Source organism: Muricoccus radiodurans (genome assembly GCF_050154705.1).
Taxonomy (GTDB): Bacteria; Pseudomonadota; Alphaproteobacteria; order Acetobacterales; family Acetobacteraceae; genus Roseomonas; species Roseomonas radiodurans.
Genome location: NZ_CP189561.1, coordinates 5,164,132 through 5,181,499, shown reverse-complemented (window position 1 = coordinate 5,181,499; position 17,368 = coordinate 5,164,132). Strand labels below are relative to the sequence as shown.

Below are 17,368 nucleotides of genomic sequence, written 5' to 3'. Positions count from 1 at the left end.
CGGATCAGGGCAGCGGCTTCGGGTTCGCGTCCAAGGTGCGAAGGTAGGAGATGACGTCCGCCCGCGCCTGCGCCTGGTTCAGCCCGGCGAAGGCCATGCGCGTGCCGGGAATGGCGCGGGACGGAGCCGCGAGGAAGGTGTTCAGCGCCTCGTAGTCCCAGGTCTCGCCGGACTTGCCCTTCATGGCGGCGGAGTAGTTGAAATCCTGCCGGTGGGCATGCGGCCCGCCCACCACGCCATAGAGGTTCGGCCCCACAGCGTTGCGCCCGCCCTCGTTGAAGGTGTGGCAGGCCGAGCACTGCCGGTTGGCGATGGTGCGGCCGTTATCGACGTTCGCATTGGCCAGCAGCGGCCCGACCGGATCGAGGGCGGGGGCCGCGGCCGGCGCGGCGGCGGCCTGGACCTCCCCCGTCGGGATCGCGGCGTGTTCCAGCCGGTGCGGGTGGACCACGATGCTGCCGACGAGTCCGGCCACCATGAAGGTGATCCCCGCGGTCAGCACCGCGGCAAAGGCCTTGTTAGCTTCCAGGCTCATCCGACCTGTCCGAACCCCGTGTTGTTCTGCATTCCAACGTCTCAGCCAGGGGCGCGTTTGCGCCGCCCCACCGCCTCGCCTAGAAGCCCGCGGACCATAGTGTTGCGAAGGCTTTCGGACAACCCGTGACCCGCATCATCGCCTTCCAGGGCCTGCCCGGCGCCTACTCCGACCTCGCCTGCCGGGCCGCCTATCCCGGCTGGACCACCCTCCCCTGCCCCTCCTTCGAGGCGGCGATGGCGGCGGTGCGGGAAGGGCGGGCCGAGCTCGCCATGCTGCCCTGCGAGAACTCCCTCGCCGGCCGGGTGCCGGACATCCACCGCCTGCTTCCCGATTCCGGCCTGCACGTGGTGGGGGAGCATTACGAGCGGGTGGAGCACTGCGTCCTGGCCCCGAAGGGCGCGACGCTGGAGACGATCCGCCGCGCCCATTCCCATCCGGTCGCGCTGGGGCAGGTGCTCAACCTGCTGAAGGACCGCGGCTGGGGGGCGGTGATCGAGGCCGACACCGCCGGCGCCGCCCATCTGATCGCCGAGCGCGGCGGGGTGGAGGACGCGGCCATCGCCTCCTCCCTCGCCGGCGAGATCTACGGGCTGGAGATCCTTCAGCGGAACGTGGAGGACGAGGCGCACAACACCACGCGCTTCTACGTCATGTCGCGGGAGCCCGCGCGGCCGCCGGTCGAGGCGCCAAACTCTGTCACCACCTTCGTCTTCCGCGTCCGCTCCGTCCCGGCCTCGCTCTACAAGGCGCTGGGCGGCTTCGCGACCAACGGCGTGAACATGACGAAGCTCGAATCCTACATGCTGGACGGACGGTTCACCGCCGTGCAGTTCCTCTGCGACGTGGACGGCCACCCCGACCAGCCGCCGCTGCGCCGCGCGCTGGAGGAGCTGCGCTTCTTCTCCCGCGAGGTGAGCATCCTCGGCTGCTACCCCGCGCACCCCTATCGGGCGGAGCAGGCCGAAGCCGGCGATTAGGGGAAGGTCTGGTCCCCTTTCTCATCGGCGCTCACGCCTCCTCGGGATCGTGCCGCAGCCCTTGCGCCTCGAAGCGCGTCATGTAGTCCACGAGGTAGCGCACCACCGCCTCCGCGATCTTGTCGCCCTTCTCCTTCGTGCCCTTCTTCGGCGCGCCCGTCGCGCCATGCCGGGTCAGCTCGTCGAAGAGCCAGATCTCCTTCACCAGCGGGTCCACCTTCGGCACCATCCCGCGCGCCCCGCTCATGTCCATCAGCTCCGGGAAGAGGCTGAGGCCGATGGAGGTCTCCACCTCCCCCGCATGGCCCCAGCCGTTCCAGACCTCGAACATCTCCTTCGGCAGCATGTGCGGCACGACGACCCACCAGTCGAACACCGCCAGGGACATCTCGGGATGCGCCACCTTCAGGTCGCGCGCGGCGATCTCGGCGCAGGGGATGTTGCCGTCATGGCCGTTCAGGATCAGCACGCGGTGGATGCCCCAGCGGTGCAGCGACTCCAGGATATCCTTCAGCACGCGGATCTGCGTGTCGTTCGAGAGCGAGATGCAGATCGGCTTGTGCCGGTAATGGTCGCTCATCCCGAAGTTCAGCGGCGGCAGCACGACGGTGGAGGAGAGCTTCTCGGCCGTGCAGATCGCCAGGGCGTGCGCGGTCAGGGCGTCCGTGCCGAAGGGCATGTGGTCGCCGTGGCTCTCGCAGGCGCCGATCGGGACGATGGCGGTGGTGAAGCCGCCCTCCCCGAAGGACTTCGTGTTGAGGTGTTCGAGGCGGACCTGGCGCATCCGGACGCTCCCTGCGATCGGCCCCTCGGCCGGGCGGCTCAGGGCCGGGCGGCGGGGTCTGGCGCAGCCTCGACCGCCTGGGCGAGCAGGTCCAGCAGGGCGAGCGCGAAGGCCCGCATGTTGCCCGCCCGGTCGGCGCTGCCGGTCGCGACCGTCCTCACCCGCTCAACCGGCCCCGCCACGGCAAGGCAGGCGTGGCCCGCCGGGTCGCCGTAGCGATTGCCGGCCGGTCCCGTGGCCCCGGTCTCCGCGATCCCCCAGGTGGTGCCGAGCCGGTCCCGCACGCGCTCCGCGACCAGCCGGGCATAGGGCTCCGTGGAGGGACGAAGCCCGGCCATGTCGGCCGCGGTGATGCCGAGCAGTTCGGTCCGCACCGCCTGGGTGTAGACCACGACCCCGGCCTGGAAATACGCGCTGGCACCGGGCACCGAGAGCAGCGCCGCCGAGACGAGCCCGCCGGCGCTGGACTCCGCGACCGCGAGCGTGCCGCCGCGCGCCTTGAGAAGGGCGCCGACCCGCTCGGCCGCGGGAAGAAGGTCTTGCATGGGCACCGCCGGAGAAGCCGTCCCGGCCAGGGCTACCACCGCCGGCCGAGCGCTGTCTCCGTCAAACGGGAACGGCGCGCGCGCCCATCAGAGCTCCGCCTCGCCGAAGACCTGCGAGACGTCGCCGCCCCAGGCCTCGGCGTTGCGGCGGAGCCAGTGGTCGGCGGCGGTCTCGCCCGAGGCGACAATGCGCTCCAGCGGCTCCAGGAAGCGCTCCTCGCCCCCGCCGCGCGCCTTGAGGCCGCCGCGCGCGATCGCCAGCACGTCCCGCGCCACCTCCCGCAGCGGAAGGCCGGCAACGGTGGCGTCCAGCGCGATCGTCGGCACCTCCGCCCGCGTCGCGCGGATCTGGGCGACGGTCCAGTCCTTCGTCAGCGCGCGCGCCGCCTTCTGCGCGGCGTCGTCGTAGAGCAGGCCGACCCAGAGCGCGGGCAGCGCCGCGATCATGGCGGGCGATCCGACATCGGCGCCGCGCATCTCCAGGAAGCGCTTCAGGCGGACATCGGTGAAGACGGTGGTCACGTGGTCCGCCCAGTCGCCCATGGTGGCGCGGATGTCGGGACGGCCGGGCAGGCCGTCCGCCATGAACTGCCGGAAGGTGGCGTTCGTGGCGTCCACGAAGCGTCCCTCCCGCATCACGAAGTACATGGGCACGTCGAGCACGAACTCGGAGAAGCGCTCGAAGCCGAAGCCGTCCTCGAACACGACCTCCGGGATGCCGGTGCGGTCGGGATCGGTGCGGGACCAGACATGGCCGCGCAGCGTGCGGTAGCCGCTCACCTGCCCTTCCCGGAACGGGGAATTGGCGAAGAGAGCGGTCGCCAGCGGCTGCAGCGCGAGGGAGATGCGGAGCTTCTCCACCATGTCCGCCTCCTCCCCGAAGTCGAGGTTGGCCTGCACGGTGGAGGTGCGCAGCATCATGTCGAGGCCCATGTCCCCGACCCGCGGCATGTAGTCCCGCATGATGGCGTAGCGGGATTTCGGCATCCACGGCATCGCCTCCCGCGTCGCGATCGGGTGGAAGCCGAGCGCGGTGAAGGACACGCCGAGCGGCTCCGCCACCGCGTGCAGTTCCGACAGGTGGCTCGCCAGCTCCGCTTCGGTCTCGCCGATCGTCGCCACCGGCGCGCCCGAGAGCTCGAACTGCCCGCCTGGCTCGAGTGAGACGCTCGCCAGGCCGCGCTTGAGGCCGATGAGGTTGCCGCTGTCCTCGATCCGCTCCCAGCCCCGCGCGGCCAGCCCTTCAAGGATCGCGCCGATCCCGTCCGGCCCCTCATAGGGCGGCGGCGAGAGGTCGCGGCGGCGGAAGCCGATCTTCTCGTGCTCCGTGCCCACGCGCCACGCGTCGCGCGGCTTGCTGCCGGCCGCGAACCAGCCCGCCAGGTCGCGCACGGCGGTGATCGGCGTGAGGTCGGCCTCGCCGGGATTCGACATCTTCGTTCAGTCCGTGCCCTGGTCCGCGTGCGCGGCGTTTGACCAATCTCCGCGCAACGCCTGAAGGATGGCGAGCGCCGAGACCGCCGCCGTCTCCGCCCGCAGGATTCGCGGGCCAAGGCTGGCCAGTGCAACAAAGGGACGCCGCACGAGGGCGTCAAGTTCCGGCCCGGCGAAGCCCCCCTCCGGGCCGATCAGGAGCGCGGGCGGCGGGCCCTCCGGCAACACCTCGGGCAAGGGCGGCGCCGCGCGCCGCTCGGCCGCCACCAGCACCGGCGTTCCGTCCCAGGCATCGAGGACGGCGTGGAGCGGCGCGGCCTCCGCGATCTCCGGCACGTCCAGGCGCTCCGATTGCTCCGCGGCCTCCCGCGCGATGAGCATCAGGCGCGCGCGGTTCACGCGGTCCGGCACGGCGCGGGCGGTCAGCACGGGACGGATGGCGCGGACCCCGAGTTCCGTCGCCTTCTCCACCACCCACTCCATCGCCTCCCGCTTGAGGGCGGCCATCAGCAGGACGGGTCCCAGCGACGACGTCTGCTGGCGTGTCCGTCGTCCCGGCACGAAGGCGGCATCATCCTTCCGGATCGCCTCGATGCGCGCGATCCATTCTCCATCGCGGCCGTTGAAGAGAAGAACCTTATCCCCCTCCCGCTTGCGCATGACGGAACCGAGGTAGCGCCCCTGCCCCGGCGCGGCCGGAACGGCCTGGCCGGCCACGAGATCGTGCTCGGTGAAGAGGCGCGGGATGGACACGGGAATGGATCCGTCGGAAGGGAGGGCGTGGCTCCATACACCGATATCCGGCGGGACGGGTTGGCGGGCTGGCTGCCGGCCGCGCTGGTCCCCTATGCCCTGCTGATGCGGCTCGACCGGCCGATTGGGTCCTGGCTGCTCTTCCTGCCCGGTCCCTGGGCCTTCGCCACGGCGGCCCCGGACTGGGCGCGCGGGCTGTGGCTGGCCTTTCTGTTCGGGGTCGGATCGGTGGTGATGCGCGGCGCCGGCTGCGTGGTGAACGACCTCTGGGACCGCGACCTGGACCGGCGGGTGGAGCGCACCGCGGGACGGCCGCTCGCCTCCGGCGCGGTCACGCCGCGCGGGGCCCTCGTCTTCCTCGCGGGGCTGCTGCTGATCGGGCTGGCGATCCTGCTGCAACTGCCGCCGGCCGCGATCTGGCTCGGGGTGGCGTCGCTCATCCCCATCGCCCTCTATCCTCTGGCGAAGCGGGTGACGGACTGGCCGCAGGCGGTGCTGGGGATCGTCTTCTCCTGGGCGGCGCCGATGGGCTGGGTGGCGGCAACGGGCGGGCTGGACGGGCCGGCCTTCCTCCTCTGGGCCGCCGGCTTCTGCTGGATCCTCGGCTACGACACGATCTACGCCCATCAGGACCGGGAGGACGACGCGCTCGTCGGCATCCGCTCATCGGCCCTGGCCCTGGGGGAGGCGACGCCGCTCTTTCTCGGCATCGCCTTCGGCGCCACCATCGGCCTGTTGGCGGCGGCGGGCCTGGCGGCGGGGCTGAACCCCCTTTTCCTCGTCGGCCTCCTCGCGCCGGCCCTGCACTTCTCCTGGCAGGTGCGGCGGTTGGACATCCACGATCCCGGCCTCTGCCTGCGCCTGTTCAAGTCGAACCGGGACGCGGGCCTGCTGATCGCGGCGGCGCTGCTGCTGGGCCGGATTTGAGAGGTCCCGCCGAGGCGGAGGCCTTCGTCACCGCCCAGACCGCGGTCGCCCGCCCCGCCCTGGTGCCGGAGGTCGCGCTGCACCTCGCCACGGAGATCACGCCGATCTGGCAGGCCACCGAAACCTGGCTCGGGGAACAGGGCATTGAGCCGCCCTTCTGGGCCTTCGCCTGGCCCGGCAGCCAGGCCCTCGCCCGCTGGATCCTGGACGAGCCCGCGCGGGTCGCCGGGCTGCGGGTGCTGGACTTCGCCGCCGGCGGGGGATTGGCGGCGATCGCCGCCGCCCGGGCCGGCGCCGCCCAGGTGGAGGCGGCGGAGCTGGACCCGCTGGCCCATGCCGCCACCCGCCTGAACGCAAGGCTGAACGGCGTGGCCGTGCAGGAGGCGGCGGGCGACGTGGTCGGCGCTCCCTGCCGCTGGGACCGGGTGCTGGCCGGTGACGTCTGCTACGAGGCGCCGATGACGAACCACATCCTTCCCTGGCTGCGCGGGCTGGCCCGGGCGGGCGCGGCGGTGTGGCTGGCCGATCCCGGCCGCGCCTACCTGCCGCGGGATGGGCTGACCGCCCTCGCCCGCTTCACGGTGCCCGTGACGCGGGAATTGGAAGACCGGGATCTGCGGGACGTGACGATCTGGCAGGTGGCGGGATAGTCGGCCGCTGTTCCGAACCCAGCGTGCCCCGGAAGCCATGCCGGACGCTCAGCGCAGGCCTGAGCGCAACCCTCCCCTGCCTCGCGGGTTCCCTCCCTCTCGTCACCGGTTCGGTTGCACCCATGCCCCAACGCGTCCTGATCGTGGAGGACGAGGCGCTCATCGCCCTCGATCTCTCCCATGCCCTGGAATCCATGGGGCATGAGGTGGTGGCGATCGCGGCCGACTCCGCCGCCGCCCGGGCCGCGGCGCCGGAAGGGATCGACCTCGCCCTCGTGGACCTGAACCTCCGGGACGGGCCGACCGGCTCCGCCCTGGGCGAGGATCTGGCGCGCGACTGGGGCACCACGGTGATCTACCTGACCGCCAACCCGCGCCAGGTGAGGGTGGGCGTGAACGGGCCCGTCGGCATCCTGCCGAAGCCCTTCACCGACGCCTCCCTGCACGAGGCGGTGCGCTTCGCCCTCTCGGTGCGGCACGGAAGGCAGGCGGTGGCGCCGGAGGAGCTACGCCTTCTGGCGGGCGCGCCGCCGGCGGTTCAGGGCATCGGCCGAGAGCCGCGTCTCTAGCTCCAGCCCCTCGGGCGGCCAGCGGCGGCTGACCTTGCCGCCCAGCTGGCCCTGTACGCTGATCATCGCGAGCTTCGTGCCGAAGCCCTCCCGCCCCGGCGGGCCGGGAACGGGCGGGCCGCCGCGCTCCTGCCAGGACAGGACGATCTCCTCGTCCTCCCGCCGCACGGTGATCGCAACGCGGCCGGCGGGGTTGGACAGCGCCCCGTACTTCGCCGCGTTCGTGGCCAGCTCGTGGAAGAGCAGCGCGAGGGGCGTGGCCGCGGCATCGTCGAAGATGCAGTCGTCCCCCTGGATCGAGACCCGCTCCTCCTTCCGCGTCGCGTAGGGCGAGAGGAGGTCGTGCAGGAAGCCGAACAGGGTGGTGCGACCGAGGCCGGGCCGGCTGTCCTCGCTGTGCGGACGGGCAAACTCATGCGCCCGCCCCAGCGCCGTGATCCGGCCGCGCAGCTCCTCGGCGAAGTCCGCCGCCTCTGGATGGCCGCGGGCCGAGAGGGAGATGAGGGAGGAGGTGACGCTGAAGATGTTCTTGATGCGATGGGAGAGCTCGTGGCTCAGGATCTCCCGCTCCTCCGCGGCGCGGCGGATGTCGTGGATGTCGGTGCAGGTGCCGAACCAGCGCTCGATCCGCCCCTGCGCATCGCGCACCGGCAGAGCGCGGCCGAGGAACCAGCGCCAGGACCCGTCCGCCATGCGCAGCCGGTACTCCACCTCGTAGGGCTCGCCGGTGGCCAGGGCGTGGCGCCAGCGCTCCCAGGCCAGGGGCTGGTCGTCCGGGTGGAACAGGCCCGCCCAGCCCTCGCCATCCGTCGTGCCGGGGGTGGTGCCCGTCAGCTCGTACCAGCGGCGGTTGTAGTAGTCGTGGTGGCCGTCCGGCAGGGTGGACCAGACGACCTGCGGCATGGTGTCCGCGATCTTGCGGAAGCGCGCCTCGCTCTCGCGCAGCGCGGCCTCCGAAGCCTTCCGGTCGGTGATGTCGAGGGCGATGCCGGGAAAGCGGACGGTCCGGCCCCCGGCGTCCCGGATGGCGCGGCCGCGGACGAGCACCCAGCGCTCCGTCCCGTCGGGCTGGCGGAGCCGGTACTCCGTGTTCAGCGGTGCCTCCGCCTCCAGCGCCGTCGCGATGGCGGCCTGCACGTGCGGCAGGTCATCGGGGTGGACGGCTTGCGTGAAGGTCGCGACCGGCGTCCCTGCCTCGCCCAGGGCCGGATCGACCCCGTAGAGGCGGCAGAAACGGGCATCGGCGTGAACGAGATCCGCGGCGACATCCCAGTCCCAGGCCCCGACGAGGCCCGAGGCCTCCATCGCGAAGGCCAGACGCTCCTCCGCCCAGGCAAGGCGTTGGGCGGTGTCGGATTCTGGAAGGGTGTCGGCGGTCACATCGGGTCCTGTCGGGGCCGGTCCTCGGCGCCGCAGCGGCGTGGCCGGCGGGGACATGGGCGGTGGCCGCGGGCGCGGCAAGTCACCGCCGCTTCACGCGTCGAGCAGCGCGACCGGCAGGCGGGCGAAGAGGACCGAGGCGGGAATCCGGTCCGATTCCGGCAGGGGCGCGGCATCGGCGAGCGCGTCCCGGAACGGCAGCCCGGCCAGGGCGGGGGGCAGCACCAGCGCGGTGTCGCCCCAGGCCCCGGGCGGCACCAGCGGCAACCCGTCCTCCCCCAGCAGCCGCGCGGGAAGGCGGGTCACGGCGGTGATCGCGACCTCGCCTTCCCGACGCCGCGCGAAGGCGAGGAGATTCGGGCCGAGGGGGCCCTCCGCCTCCAGCGGGACGTACTCGCCCTCCGCGAAGAGGGCGGGACGGCGGGCGCGGAGCGCGAGGGCGCGGGCGACGAGGGCCGCCTTCACCCGCCCGTCCTTCCAGTGCGGCAGCAGGGGGGCCGGGGCCTCGCCGGCGTCCAAGGCCGCCTGCCGGGCCGCGAAGTCCACGGGCCGTCGGTTGTCCGGGTCCACCATGGAGAAGTCCCAGAACTCCGTCCCCTGGTAGAGGTCCGGAATGCCCGGTGACGTGCAGCGGAGCAGCGTCTGCGCCAGTCCGTTCACCGCGCCGGCGGGGGAGAGGCGGTGGACGAGCGCCACCACCTCCTCCCGCAGCCGGCTCGGGCGGTCGGGCGCGAGCATGGCGGTCAGGAAGTCGCGGCAGGCGGCCTCGTAGGCCTCGTTCGGCACCGCCCATTCGGAGCGGCGCTTGGCCTCGCGCAGCGCCTTCTCCTGCCAGGCCGCGACGCGGGCGATCAGCGCCGCGACGCCCTCCTCATCCGCGGCCTCCAGCTCGAGCGGCCAGGCGCCGATCAGCGTCTGGTAGAGCATGATCTCGTCGGTGGCGTCCGGGGCGGGCTCGCCCTCCACTTCCTTCTTCAGGACGGCGTTCAGGCGGGTCCAGCGGGTGAGCGTCGTCGCCCACTCGTCCGGCAATTCCGAGAGCACGGCGAGGCGGGCCCGCGTGTCCTCGCCTCGCTTGTGGTCATGGGTCGCGGTGGCCAGCAGCTCGCGCGGGAAGTGGCGCTGCCGCTCCCGGCTGCCGGCGTGGAAGGCGGCCGGCGTGACGGCGAAGTGGGAGGGCTCGGACCCCACCTCGTTCCGGGAGATCAGGCGGCCGTAGCGGTAGAAGGACGTGTCCTCCACCGACTTGGCGGCGACGGGGGCGGAGAGCTGCTGGAAGCGCACGGCGGCGCGCAGGCGTTCGCGGCGCTGCGCGGGCGGAAGCCCCTTCGGCGGGTCGCCGCCAAGCCATGCATCGAGCAGTTCAAGAAGCGGCCGCTCCGTCGCGCGCACGGTGCGGCGGGCGCCCGCCATGGCCCAGTCGAGCAGGCGCCGGTCCGCCTCGCTACGGCCGGCGATGCCGAGATAGGATCGATAGGCCGGGAAGTGGACCAGCACCTCCGTCAGGGCACGGCGGATCGCGGTCAGCGTGAAGTCGCGCGTCGCGAGGTCACGGTCGGCGATGCGGCGGAGCGCGGCAGCCGTGCCGTTCAGCTCCGAGGCGAGATTGTAGCGGAGGATCTGCCGCCGGGCCTCGCGCGCCTCCTCCCCGAAGTCGCGGGGACGGCCGGTGTTGAGGTGCCAGAGTTCGGCCAGCGGCTCGGCGCCGGCGGGATCGTGCAGGACGCCGGCCACCTCATCCATGAAGTTGTAGCCGGAGGTGCCGTCCACCATCCAATCCCGACGCAGCTTCTCGTGCGGGGCGAGGATCTTCTCGACGACCAGCAGGGCGGGGCCGGGCGGGACGTCGGCGGGGCGCTGCGCTTCCAGCGCGTGCAGGCGCCGGCGGAGCTTACGGCAGTAGCTGCGCGGATCGGCGAGGCCGTCCACGTGGTCCACGCGCACGCCGTCGATCAGCCCGTCCGCGTAGAGCTTCAGGATGAGGGCGTGCGTCGCCTCGAACACCGGCGGCCGCTCGATCTGGAGGCCCGCGAGGGAGGTCACGTCGAAGAAGCGGCGCCAGTTGATCTCGTCCGTCGCGGCGCGCCACCAGGCCAAGCGATAGTTCTGCTGCGAGAGCAGCGCGTGCAGCCGTGCGCGGCCCACCTCCTCCTTCGGATCATGGGCGGCGAGGATGGCCGCCACCTGGGCGGCGCCTTCCGGCGTTCCCGCGTGGCGGGCGAGCATGTCGAGAGCGAGGCCCGACGCGGCCCGCACCGCGTCGCGCCCGCCCTCGGCGGTGCCGAGGGAGCGGAAGGTCTGGGCGAAGCCCTCCAGCATCGGGTCGCCGGTCGCCGTCAGCAGGTCGGCGTAGCTGCGCGGCGCGAGGGGAAAGCGGTGCTCGAAATAGCGGGCGAAGAACTTGCCGCTCTCCGCCTCGAAATGGATCGCGAGGTCGCCGGACTCGAGCACCGTGCCATAGGGTGCGCCGAGGAAGGGCGCGAGCAGCGTGTCGCGCAGCGCCGGGTCGGGCGGGTCCCAGTCGATGTCGAAGAACGCGGCGAAGGGGGATTGGCGACCCCATTCCAGCACGTCCAGCCACCAGCCATTGTCCGCCCCGCCCACGCCCATGTGGTTCGGCACGATGTCGAGGATGAGGCCCATCCCGTGCGCCCGCAGCGCGGCGACGAGGCGCGCCAGCGCCTCCTCCCCGCCCAGCTCGGGATTGATGCGGTTCGGGTCCACGATGTCGTAGCCGTGGGTGGAGCCGGGCCGCGCCTTCAGGATGGGCGAGGCGTAGAGATGGCTGATCCCGAGCTTCGCGAAGTACGGCACCAGCGGCACCGCCGCATCCAGCGGGAAGTCCTTGTGGAACTGCAGCCGCGCGGTGGCGCGCGGCGTGGCGGGCGCGGCGGTCATCGTGCCCGCGCGAAGGCGTCGAGACGCGCCGCGACCTCGGGGGCATCGAGCATCGTCGCCGCCTCCCCGGGCAGGCGCCGGCGCCAGTTCGGATGGCCCTCGGTGGTGCCGGGCAGGTTCGGGGCCTCGGTCAGGGCCAGCGCATCCTCGACCGGCAGAAGGGCGAGGCGGCAGGCGGCCGAACCGACATGGCGGGCGGCGACGGTCGCGACCGCCTCTCCCGCCTCCGGCGGCGGGGGCGGGCCTTCGGCCGCGCCGCTCTCGCGCATCGCCGTCCAGAGATTCTCGCGGTCGCGCTCCCGTTCCTCGCGCTGGGGCGCGCCATCGGCATTCTCGCCCAGCCGCCCCAGCTCCACGCGCCACTCGATGTCCCGGCCGCGCCACCATCCGGCGACCGTCGGCAGGTCATGGGTGGTCGTGACGGCGACGGCGCCGGGCGACCAGTGGCGCGGCGCGATGAAGCGGCCGTCGCGCTGCTCGAAGTACAGCACGCGCAGGCCCATGATGCCCGTCTCGTCCAGCCGCTCCCGAAAGCCCTCGGGCAACGTGCCGAGATCCTCGCCCACCACGACCGCGCGGTGGCGCTGCGATTCCAGCGCGACGAGGCGGAGCATGTCCTGCACGGGGAAGTGAAGGTAGGCGCCCCCCGTCGCGTCCTGCCCGTGGGGCACGAGCCAGAGCCGGGCGAGCCCCATCACATGGTCGATCCGCACGCCGCCGGCGTGGCGCATCGCGGCGCGCAGCATCTCCAGGAAGGCCGCGTAGCCGCCGTCCCGCAATCCCCGCGGCGAGAAGGCGGCGATGCCCCAGGACTGGCCGAGCGGCGAGAAGATGTCCGGCGGCGCGCCGACGCCGAGGCCGGGCAGGATGTCCCGCTGCCGCGACCAGCCATGGCTGCCGCCGCCATCGGTGCCCACGGCCAGGTCGGCGATCAGGCCGATGCCCATGCCGCCATCCCGCGCCGCCGCCTGCGCGGCCGAGAGGCCGCGATCGGCGATCCATTGCAGGAAGGCGTGGAAGGCCACCTCCTTCGCGTGCGCCGCCGCGAAGCGCTCCACCCCCGGAGAGTCCGGCGTGCGGTATTCCTCCGGCCAGCTCGACCAATGCCAGCGGTCCGGGCTCTGTCCGTAGAGATGGGCGTGCAGCGCCTCGAAGCGGGCATGGCTCTCCAGCGCCTCGCCGCCCTCGGCGCGGAAACGGTCGAAGGCGGGATCACCGGGCCAGGCGTCGAACATCGTGCGGAAGAGGCGCAGTCGCATCCGCGCCGCGGCGGGCCAGTCCACGAGATCGAGGGCTTCCAGGCGCGCGAACTCCCCGGACAATCCGGTCCGGGCGAGCGCGTCCCGCAGCGCCGCCCCTCCCAGCGAGGCGGGATCGGCGTGCAGCACGTTCAGGAAGAGGCGCGATGAGGGCGCGTAGGGGGAGAAGCGCTCCGGATCGGCGGAGAACTGCGCGTGCACCGGGCTGATGGCGATCGCCTGCGCCCCGCGGGAGGCCGCGCTTCGCGCGAGCTGCGCGAGGCCGGTGAAATCGCCGATCCCGCCATCGCCGGGGCGGCGCGGGCCATAGAGCTGCACGGCGAGGCCCCAGGGCCGCTCCCCCGCCGCGATGCCGTGGCAGGCGGGCGGGCAGACGGCAAGGGTGGTGACGTGGTCGCCGATCTCCAGGCGGTGGTAGCCGGGCACGTCCACCGCCGGCAGGGTGCAGAGCCCGTCCTGCTGCCGCGCCTGGCCGCCGTGCAGCGAACCGTCCTCCAGGGTCAGGCGGTAATCGGGCTCGTCGGGCAGGCCGAGCAGCACGGGCTGGCCCGCGATCGCGGTGCAGAGGGGCGGCAGGCCCGCTTCGGCCTCGCGCAGCCGCGCGCGGCTCTCGCGCACCGCCTCCGCGTTGTCGGCGGGCAGGTCCAGCGCCGCGAGGATGGCACGCATCGCGTCCGGCCCGACGTCATTGTCCCGCCCGTTCACGTCGCGCCAGCGAACGGCGATTCCGGCGGCCTCGGCGAGGTCGCGAAGGTCGTGGTCACTCATGCGGCGGGCCCGAGAAGAACGACGGTGGAGCGCGGCGGCAGCGTGCCGGTTGCGAGGGAATCGGCCGCGCCGGATGCCGTTTCGAACAGCACCCGTGCATCGGCCGCCCGCGCCGAAGCCGGTGCGGCGCCGAGATTCGCGGCGATGGTCAGCACCGCGCCGTCGCCCATCGTCCAGCGCGCGAGAACGGCGGCCTCTCCGACCGCTTCCGCCCCCGCCGCCCGCGCGCCGCGCAGGCGCGGGACGATCTCGGCGTGGCGCAGCGCGAGCAGCTCCCGGTGCAGCGCCAGCACGGCGTCGTGCGGTGCGCGCACGGCCTCGGACGGATCAGGGATGGAGGCGGTGAAGGTGGCTTCTGCGTTCGGGTCGGGGATGCGCTCGCGGGACGCCGGATCGCGAAAGGCGGCGAAGTGGGCGAACTCCTTCCGCCGCCCTTCCCGCACGGCATCGGCAAGGAACTTGTCGGGGAAGGCGGTGAAGAAGAGGAAAGGCGCCGTCGCGCCCCACTCCTCGCCCATGAAGAGCATCGGGATCTGCGGGCCGAGCAGGAGCAGCGCGGCCGCGGCGCGCAGCGCCTCCGGATGCGCCAGGGCGGAGAGGCGTTCCCCGAGTGCGCGGTTGCCCACCTGGTCGTGGTTCTGAAGAAAGAGCACGAAGGCCGTCGGCGGCAGATGTGCGGAGGGCTCGCCGCGCGGGCGGCCGAGATGCGGCATCTCCTCGCCCTGGAAGAGGAATCCCTGCTCCAGCACGCGCGCGAGCTTGCGGGCGCCGTCGCCGTGGAAGTCCTCGTAATAGCCCTCGCGCTCGCCGGTCAGCAGCGGGTGAAGGACGTTGTGCCCGTCATCGTTCCACTGCGCGTCGAAGAGATCGGGCGCGAGCTTGGACGCGGTGTTGCCCTCGTTCTCCAGGACGAGGTGGACCTCGCGACCCGTGACCTCGGCGCGGATGCGGCGGGCGAGGACGTCCAGCCAGGGCTGGTCGGCGATGGCGTGCACGGCATCCAGCCGCAGCCCGTCCATGCGGTAGTCGCGGAGCCACATGATCGCGCATTCCTCGAAGAAGGCGCGGACCTCCGGGCGGGCGAAGTCGATCGCCGCGCCCCAGGGCGTGTGGATGCCCTCATCGAAGAACGGCTTGGCGTAGGCGTGGAGATAGGCGCCGTCCGGCCCGAAATGGTTGAAGACGCAGTCCAGGAAGACGGAGAGGCCGAGGCCGTGCGCCTCGTCCACCAGCGCCTTCAGCTCCTGCGGCGTGCCATAGGCGGCGTCGGGCGCGAAGGGCAGGACCCCGTCATAGCCCCAGTTCCGCGCCCCCGGAAAATCGGCGACCGGCATCAGCTCCACGGCCGTGACGCCGAGGTCGCGGAGGCGCGGCAGCATCGCGCGCACGCCGGCGAAGCCGCCGCAGGCCCCGACATGAAGCTCGTACAGCACCGTCTCGTGCCAGGGTCGGCCGCGCCAGCCGTCATGGCGCCAGCGGTAGCCGTCGTGGTCCACCAGGACGGAGGGGCCATGCACGTCCTCGGCCTGGGCGCGTGAGGCGGGGTCCGGAACCTGGAGCCCGTCGGCCAGCCGGAAGCGATAACGGTCACCCGGACGGGCAGGCGCGTCCGCCGTGAACCACCCGTCTCCCGCCGCGCGCATCGGTACGGGGTCGCGGCCCTCCACCTCCAGCGCCGCGCCCTCGGCCGAGGGCGCCCAGAGACGGAACGTCGCCCCATCCGGCCGCAGGACCGGACCCCAGAGGGCGTCAGGCATCGTCCGCCGGGACCTCCACCCGGTCCAGCCGCGCCCAGAGCAGCACGACGGAGCGCGCGCCCACGGTCACGGTCGCCTCCTCCTCGTCCAGCATGCGCTCCTCGTCGGCGGGGTTCGCGCTGTCCAGCAGGACGCACCAGTTCCGTCCGGTGGGCGGCAAGGTGAAGGGCTGGTCGGCGCTGTCGGCGTTCATCAGCAGCAGCACGGTATCGGCGCCGCCGGATTCCGCGGGATCGGCGCGCAGCATGGCGAAGGTCTTGGCCACCGGATTCCCCCAGGCCTCTGGCGTCATCGGCTCGCCCATCTGGTCGAACCACTGGGTGTCCTGCAGCCCGGGCACCGGCTGCGACTGGCCGTGCGGGAAGTGGGAGGGCCGCAGCGGCGTCAGGCGATGGCGCAGCCGGATCAGGCGCGCGGTGTAGTCGATCAGCGCCTGCGCCTCCGGCGTGGCGGCGCGCGCCCAGTCCAGCCAGGAGATCTCGTTGTCCTGGCAATAGGCGTTGTTGTTGCCGTTCTGGGTACGGCTCATCTCGTCACCCGCCAGCAGCATGGGCGTGCCGGCGGAGAAGAAGACGGTCGCCAGCAGCGCGCGCTTCAGCCGGCTGCGGGTGTCGTTGATCTCGGGGTCGTCGGTCTCACCCTCGGCGCCCCAGTTGCCGTTGTGGTTGTCGCCGTGGCCGTCGCGGTTGTCCTCGCCATTCGCCTCGTTGTGGCGCTCGGCATAGGTCACGAGGTCATGCAGCGTGTAGCCGTCATGGGAGGCGACGTAGTTCACGCTCGCCCAGGGGCGGCGCTTGCGGCGGTCGAACAGCTCGGCGGAGCCGGTGAGGCGCGCGGCAAGGTCGGACCGCATCCCCTCGTCCCCCTTCCAGAAGCGGCGGATGCCGTCGCGGAAACGGTCATTCCACTCCGCGAAGCCGGGCGGATGGTTGCCGAGCTGGTAGCCGCCGGGACCGATGTCCCAGGGCTCGGAGATGAGCTTCACGCGGGACAGCACGGGGTCCTGACGCAGCGCGTCGAAGAAGCCCGACCCCGGGTCGAAGCCCGTCGTCTCACGGCCCAGGACGGAGCCGAGGTCGAAGCGGAAACCGTCCACGCGGAAGGACTCGACCCAGTAGCGCAGGCTGTCCGTCACCATCTGGATGACGCGGGGATGCGACATGTTCACCGTGTTGCCGGTGCCAGTGTCGTTGATGCAGCGCCGCGGGTCTTCCGGCAGCAGCCGGTAGTAGGACGCGTGGTCCAGCCCGCGCCAAGACAGGGTCGGCCCCATCTCCGACCCCTCGCAGGTGTGGTTGTACACCACGTCCAGGATCACCTCGATCCCCGCCGCGTGCAGGCGGCGCACGGCGGCGCGGATCTCCTGCAACCCGCCGGTGGCGAGATAGGCCGGCTCCGGCGCGAAGAAGGAAAGGGTCGAATAACCCCAGTAGTTCGTCAGCCCCTTCTCCACCAGGAAGCGATCCTGCAGGAAGGCGTGCACCGGCAGCAGCTCCACCGCCGTGACGCCCAGGCGCACGAGGTGCTCGATCACCCGCGGATGCCCGAGCGCCTGGAAGGTGCCGCGCACCGGCCCCGGCAGGTCCGGGTGCAGCCGGGTCAGACCCTTCAGATGCGCCTCATAGATGACGGTGTCGCACCAGGGGCGGTTGGGGTGGCGGTCGTCGCCCCAGTCCACGTTCTCGTCCACCACCATCGCCTTCGGCATGGCGGCCGCGCTGTCGCGGCGATCCATGCCGAGGTCCGCGCGGTTGCTGCCGACGCGGTAGCCGAACAGCGCGTCCGACCAGGCGACGCTGCCGACCAGCTGCCGTGCATAGGGGTCCAGCAGGAGCTTCGTCGGGTTGAAGCGGTGGCCCTTCAGCGGCTCATAGGGACCATGCGCGCGGTAGCCGTAGACGGTGCCGGGACCCGCATCGGGCAGGTAGCCGTGCCAGATCTCGTCGGTGCACTCCGGCAGGTCGTAGCGGGCGATCTCCCGCCGGCCGCCCGTGTTGAAGATACAGAGCTCGATCCGCTCGGCATGGGCGGAGAAGACGGCGAAGTTCACGCCGAGCCCGTCCCAGCGGGCGCCCAGCGGATAGGGCAGCCCGGGTTCCAGGCGGTTCGGCGCGGTCGGCATGTGGTCC

General features: G+C 72.5%; 14 protein-coding genes. 4 read left to right on the top strand and 10 right to left on the bottom strand.

Annotation, left to right across the window (positions count from 1 at the left end; all coding sequences use genetic code 11):
• Positions 1 to 4: 4 nt before the first annotated feature.
• Complete coding sequence (locus ACP6CK_RS24040; RefSeq protein ID WP_426955857.1) at positions 5 to 535, bottom strand: c-type cytochrome; 531 nt, start codon at positions 533 to 535, stop codon at positions 5 to 7.
• A gap of 125 nt (positions 536 to 660) precedes the next feature.
• Between ACP6CK_RS24040 and ACP6CK_RS24035 the strand changes: the two genes are divergently transcribed.
• The gene (locus ACP6CK_RS24035; protein WP_426955856.1) at positions 661 to 1,515 is read left to right on the top strand and encodes a prephenate dehydratase; all 855 of its coding nucleotides are present in this window, start codon (positions 661 to 663) and stop codon (positions 1,513 to 1,515) included.
• Positions 1,516 to 1,546: 31 nt separating this feature from the next.
• Here the strand turns inward: ACP6CK_RS24035 and ACP6CK_RS24030 are convergent, their stop codons facing one another.
• The 4 genes from ACP6CK_RS24030 to ACP6CK_RS24015 all read right to left on the bottom strand — a co-directional run bounded on the left by ACP6CK_RS24030 (position 1,547) and on the right by ACP6CK_RS24015 (position 5,031).
• Positions 1,547 to 2,299: a creatininase family protein gene (locus tag ACP6CK_RS24030; protein ID WP_426955855.1), complete on the bottom strand. Its 753-nt coding sequence runs from the start codon at positions 2,297 to 2,299 to the stop codon at positions 1,547 to 1,549.
• A gap of 38 nt (positions 2,300 to 2,337) precedes the next feature.
• Entirely contained in the window at positions 2,338 to 2,844 is a 507-nt protein-coding gene (locus tag ACP6CK_RS24025; protein ID WP_426955854.1) for a CinA family protein, read from the bottom strand.
• A gap of 87 nt (positions 2,845 to 2,931) precedes the next feature.
• Positions 2,932 to 4,278, bottom strand: a complete 1,347-nt coding sequence (locus ACP6CK_RS24020) for a glutamate--cysteine ligase (RefSeq protein ID WP_426955853.1) — start codon at positions 4,276 to 4,278, stop codon at positions 2,932 to 2,934.
• Positions 4,279 to 4,284: 6 nt separating this feature from the next.
• A complete protein-coding gene (locus tag ACP6CK_RS24015; protein WP_426955852.1) occupies positions 4,285 to 5,031 on the bottom strand; it encodes a 16S rRNA (uracil(1498)-N(3))-methyltransferase in 747 nt (248 codons plus the stop codon).
• Between the two features lie 27 nt (positions 5,032 to 5,058).
• Here ACP6CK_RS24015 and ubiA point away from each other — a divergent pair, with 27 nt between their 5' ends.
• From ubiA to ACP6CK_RS24000, 3 genes are all read left to right on the top strand, one after another.
• Entirely contained in the window at positions 5,059 to 5,958 is a 900-nt protein-coding gene (gene ubiA, locus ACP6CK_RS24010) for a 4-hydroxybenzoate octaprenyltransferase (protein WP_426955851.1), read from the top strand.
• Positions 5,955 to 6,608, top strand: a complete 654-nt coding sequence (locus ACP6CK_RS24005; protein ID WP_426955850.1) for a class I SAM-dependent methyltransferase — start codon at positions 5,955 to 5,957, stop codon at positions 6,606 to 6,608. The genes ubiA and ACP6CK_RS24005 overlap by 4 nt, the downstream gene beginning before the upstream one ends.
• 122 nt (positions 6,609 to 6,730) lie before the next feature.
• The gene (locus ACP6CK_RS24000; protein WP_426955849.1) at positions 6,731 to 7,177 is read left to right on the top strand and encodes a response regulator; all 447 of its coding nucleotides are present in this window, start codon (positions 6,731 to 6,733) and stop codon (positions 7,175 to 7,177) included.
• On the opposite strand, the gene ACP6CK_RS23995 is transcribed toward ACP6CK_RS24000, so the two are convergent.
• The 5 genes from ACP6CK_RS23995 to glgX all read right to left on the bottom strand — a co-directional run bounded on the left by ACP6CK_RS23995 (position 7,115) and on the right by glgX (position 17,361).
• Complete coding sequence (locus ACP6CK_RS23995) at positions 7,115 to 8,557, bottom strand: sensor histidine kinase (RefSeq protein WP_426955848.1); 1,443 nt, start codon at positions 8,555 to 8,557, stop codon at positions 7,115 to 7,117. The two genes, ACP6CK_RS24000 and ACP6CK_RS23995, sit on opposite strands and share 63 nt — an antisense overlap.
• Before the next feature lie 93 nt (positions 8,558 to 8,650).
• Complete coding sequence (treY, locus tag ACP6CK_RS23990; protein ID WP_426955847.1) at positions 8,651 to 11,455, bottom strand: malto-oligosyltrehalose synthase; 2,805 nt, start codon at positions 11,453 to 11,455, stop codon at positions 8,651 to 8,653.
• Positions 11,452 to 13,482, bottom strand: a complete 2,031-nt coding sequence (gene malQ, locus ACP6CK_RS23985; protein ID WP_426955846.1) for a 4-alpha-glucanotransferase — start codon at positions 13,480 to 13,482, stop codon at positions 11,452 to 11,454. The genes treY and malQ overlap by 4 nt, the downstream gene beginning before the upstream one ends.
• Positions 13,479 to 15,239: a malto-oligosyltrehalose trehalohydrolase gene (treZ, locus tag ACP6CK_RS23980; protein WP_426955845.1), complete on the bottom strand. Its 1,761-nt coding sequence runs from the start codon at positions 15,237 to 15,239 to the stop codon at positions 13,479 to 13,481. The genes malQ and treZ overlap by 4 nt, the downstream gene beginning before the upstream one ends.
• The gene (gene glgX, locus ACP6CK_RS23975; RefSeq protein ID WP_426955844.1) at positions 15,232 to 17,361 is read right to left on the bottom strand and encodes a glycogen debranching protein GlgX; all 2,130 of its coding nucleotides are present in this window, start codon (positions 17,359 to 17,361) and stop codon (positions 15,232 to 15,234) included. Before glgX ends, treZ begins: the two co-directional genes overlap by 8 nt.
• Between the last annotated feature and the right edge of the window lie 7 nt (positions 17,362 to 17,368).

Bases quoted from the DNA above. Each gene is read 5' to 3' on its own strand.
- glgX (WP_426955844.1), bottom strand. From the start codon at position 17,361: ATGCCGACCGCGCCGAACCGCCTGGAACCCGGGCTGCCCTATCCGCTG.
- ACP6CK_RS24000 (WP_426955849.1), top strand. From the start codon at position 6,731: ATGCCCCAACGCGTCCTGATCGTGGAGGACGAGGCGCTCATCGCCCTC.
- treZ (WP_426955845.1), bottom strand. From the start codon at position 15,239: ATGCCTGACGCCCTCTGGGGTCCGGTCCTGCGGCCGGATGGGGCGACG.
- ACP6CK_RS24025 (WP_426955854.1), bottom strand. From the start codon at position 2,844: ATGCAAGACCTTCTTCCCGCGGCCGAGCGGGTCGGCGCCCTTCTCAAG.
- treY (WP_426955847.1), bottom strand. From the start codon at position 11,455: ATGACCGCCGCGCCCGCCACGCCGCGCGCCACCGCGCGGCTGCAGTTC.
- ACP6CK_RS24020 (WP_426955853.1), bottom strand. From the start codon at position 4,278: ATGTCGAATCCCGGCGAGGCCGACCTCACGCCGATCACCGCCGTGCGC.
- malQ (WP_426955846.1), bottom strand. From the start codon at position 13,482: ATGAGTGACCACGACCTTCGCGACCTCGCCGAGGCCGCCGGAATCGCC.
- ACP6CK_RS24030 (WP_426955855.1), bottom strand. From the start codon at position 2,299: ATGCGCCAGGTCCGCCTCGAACACCTCAACACGAAGTCCTTCGGGGAG.
- ACP6CK_RS24040 (WP_426955857.1), bottom strand. From the start codon at position 535: ATGAGCCTGGAAGCTAACAAGGCCTTTGCCGCGGTGCTGACCGCGGGG.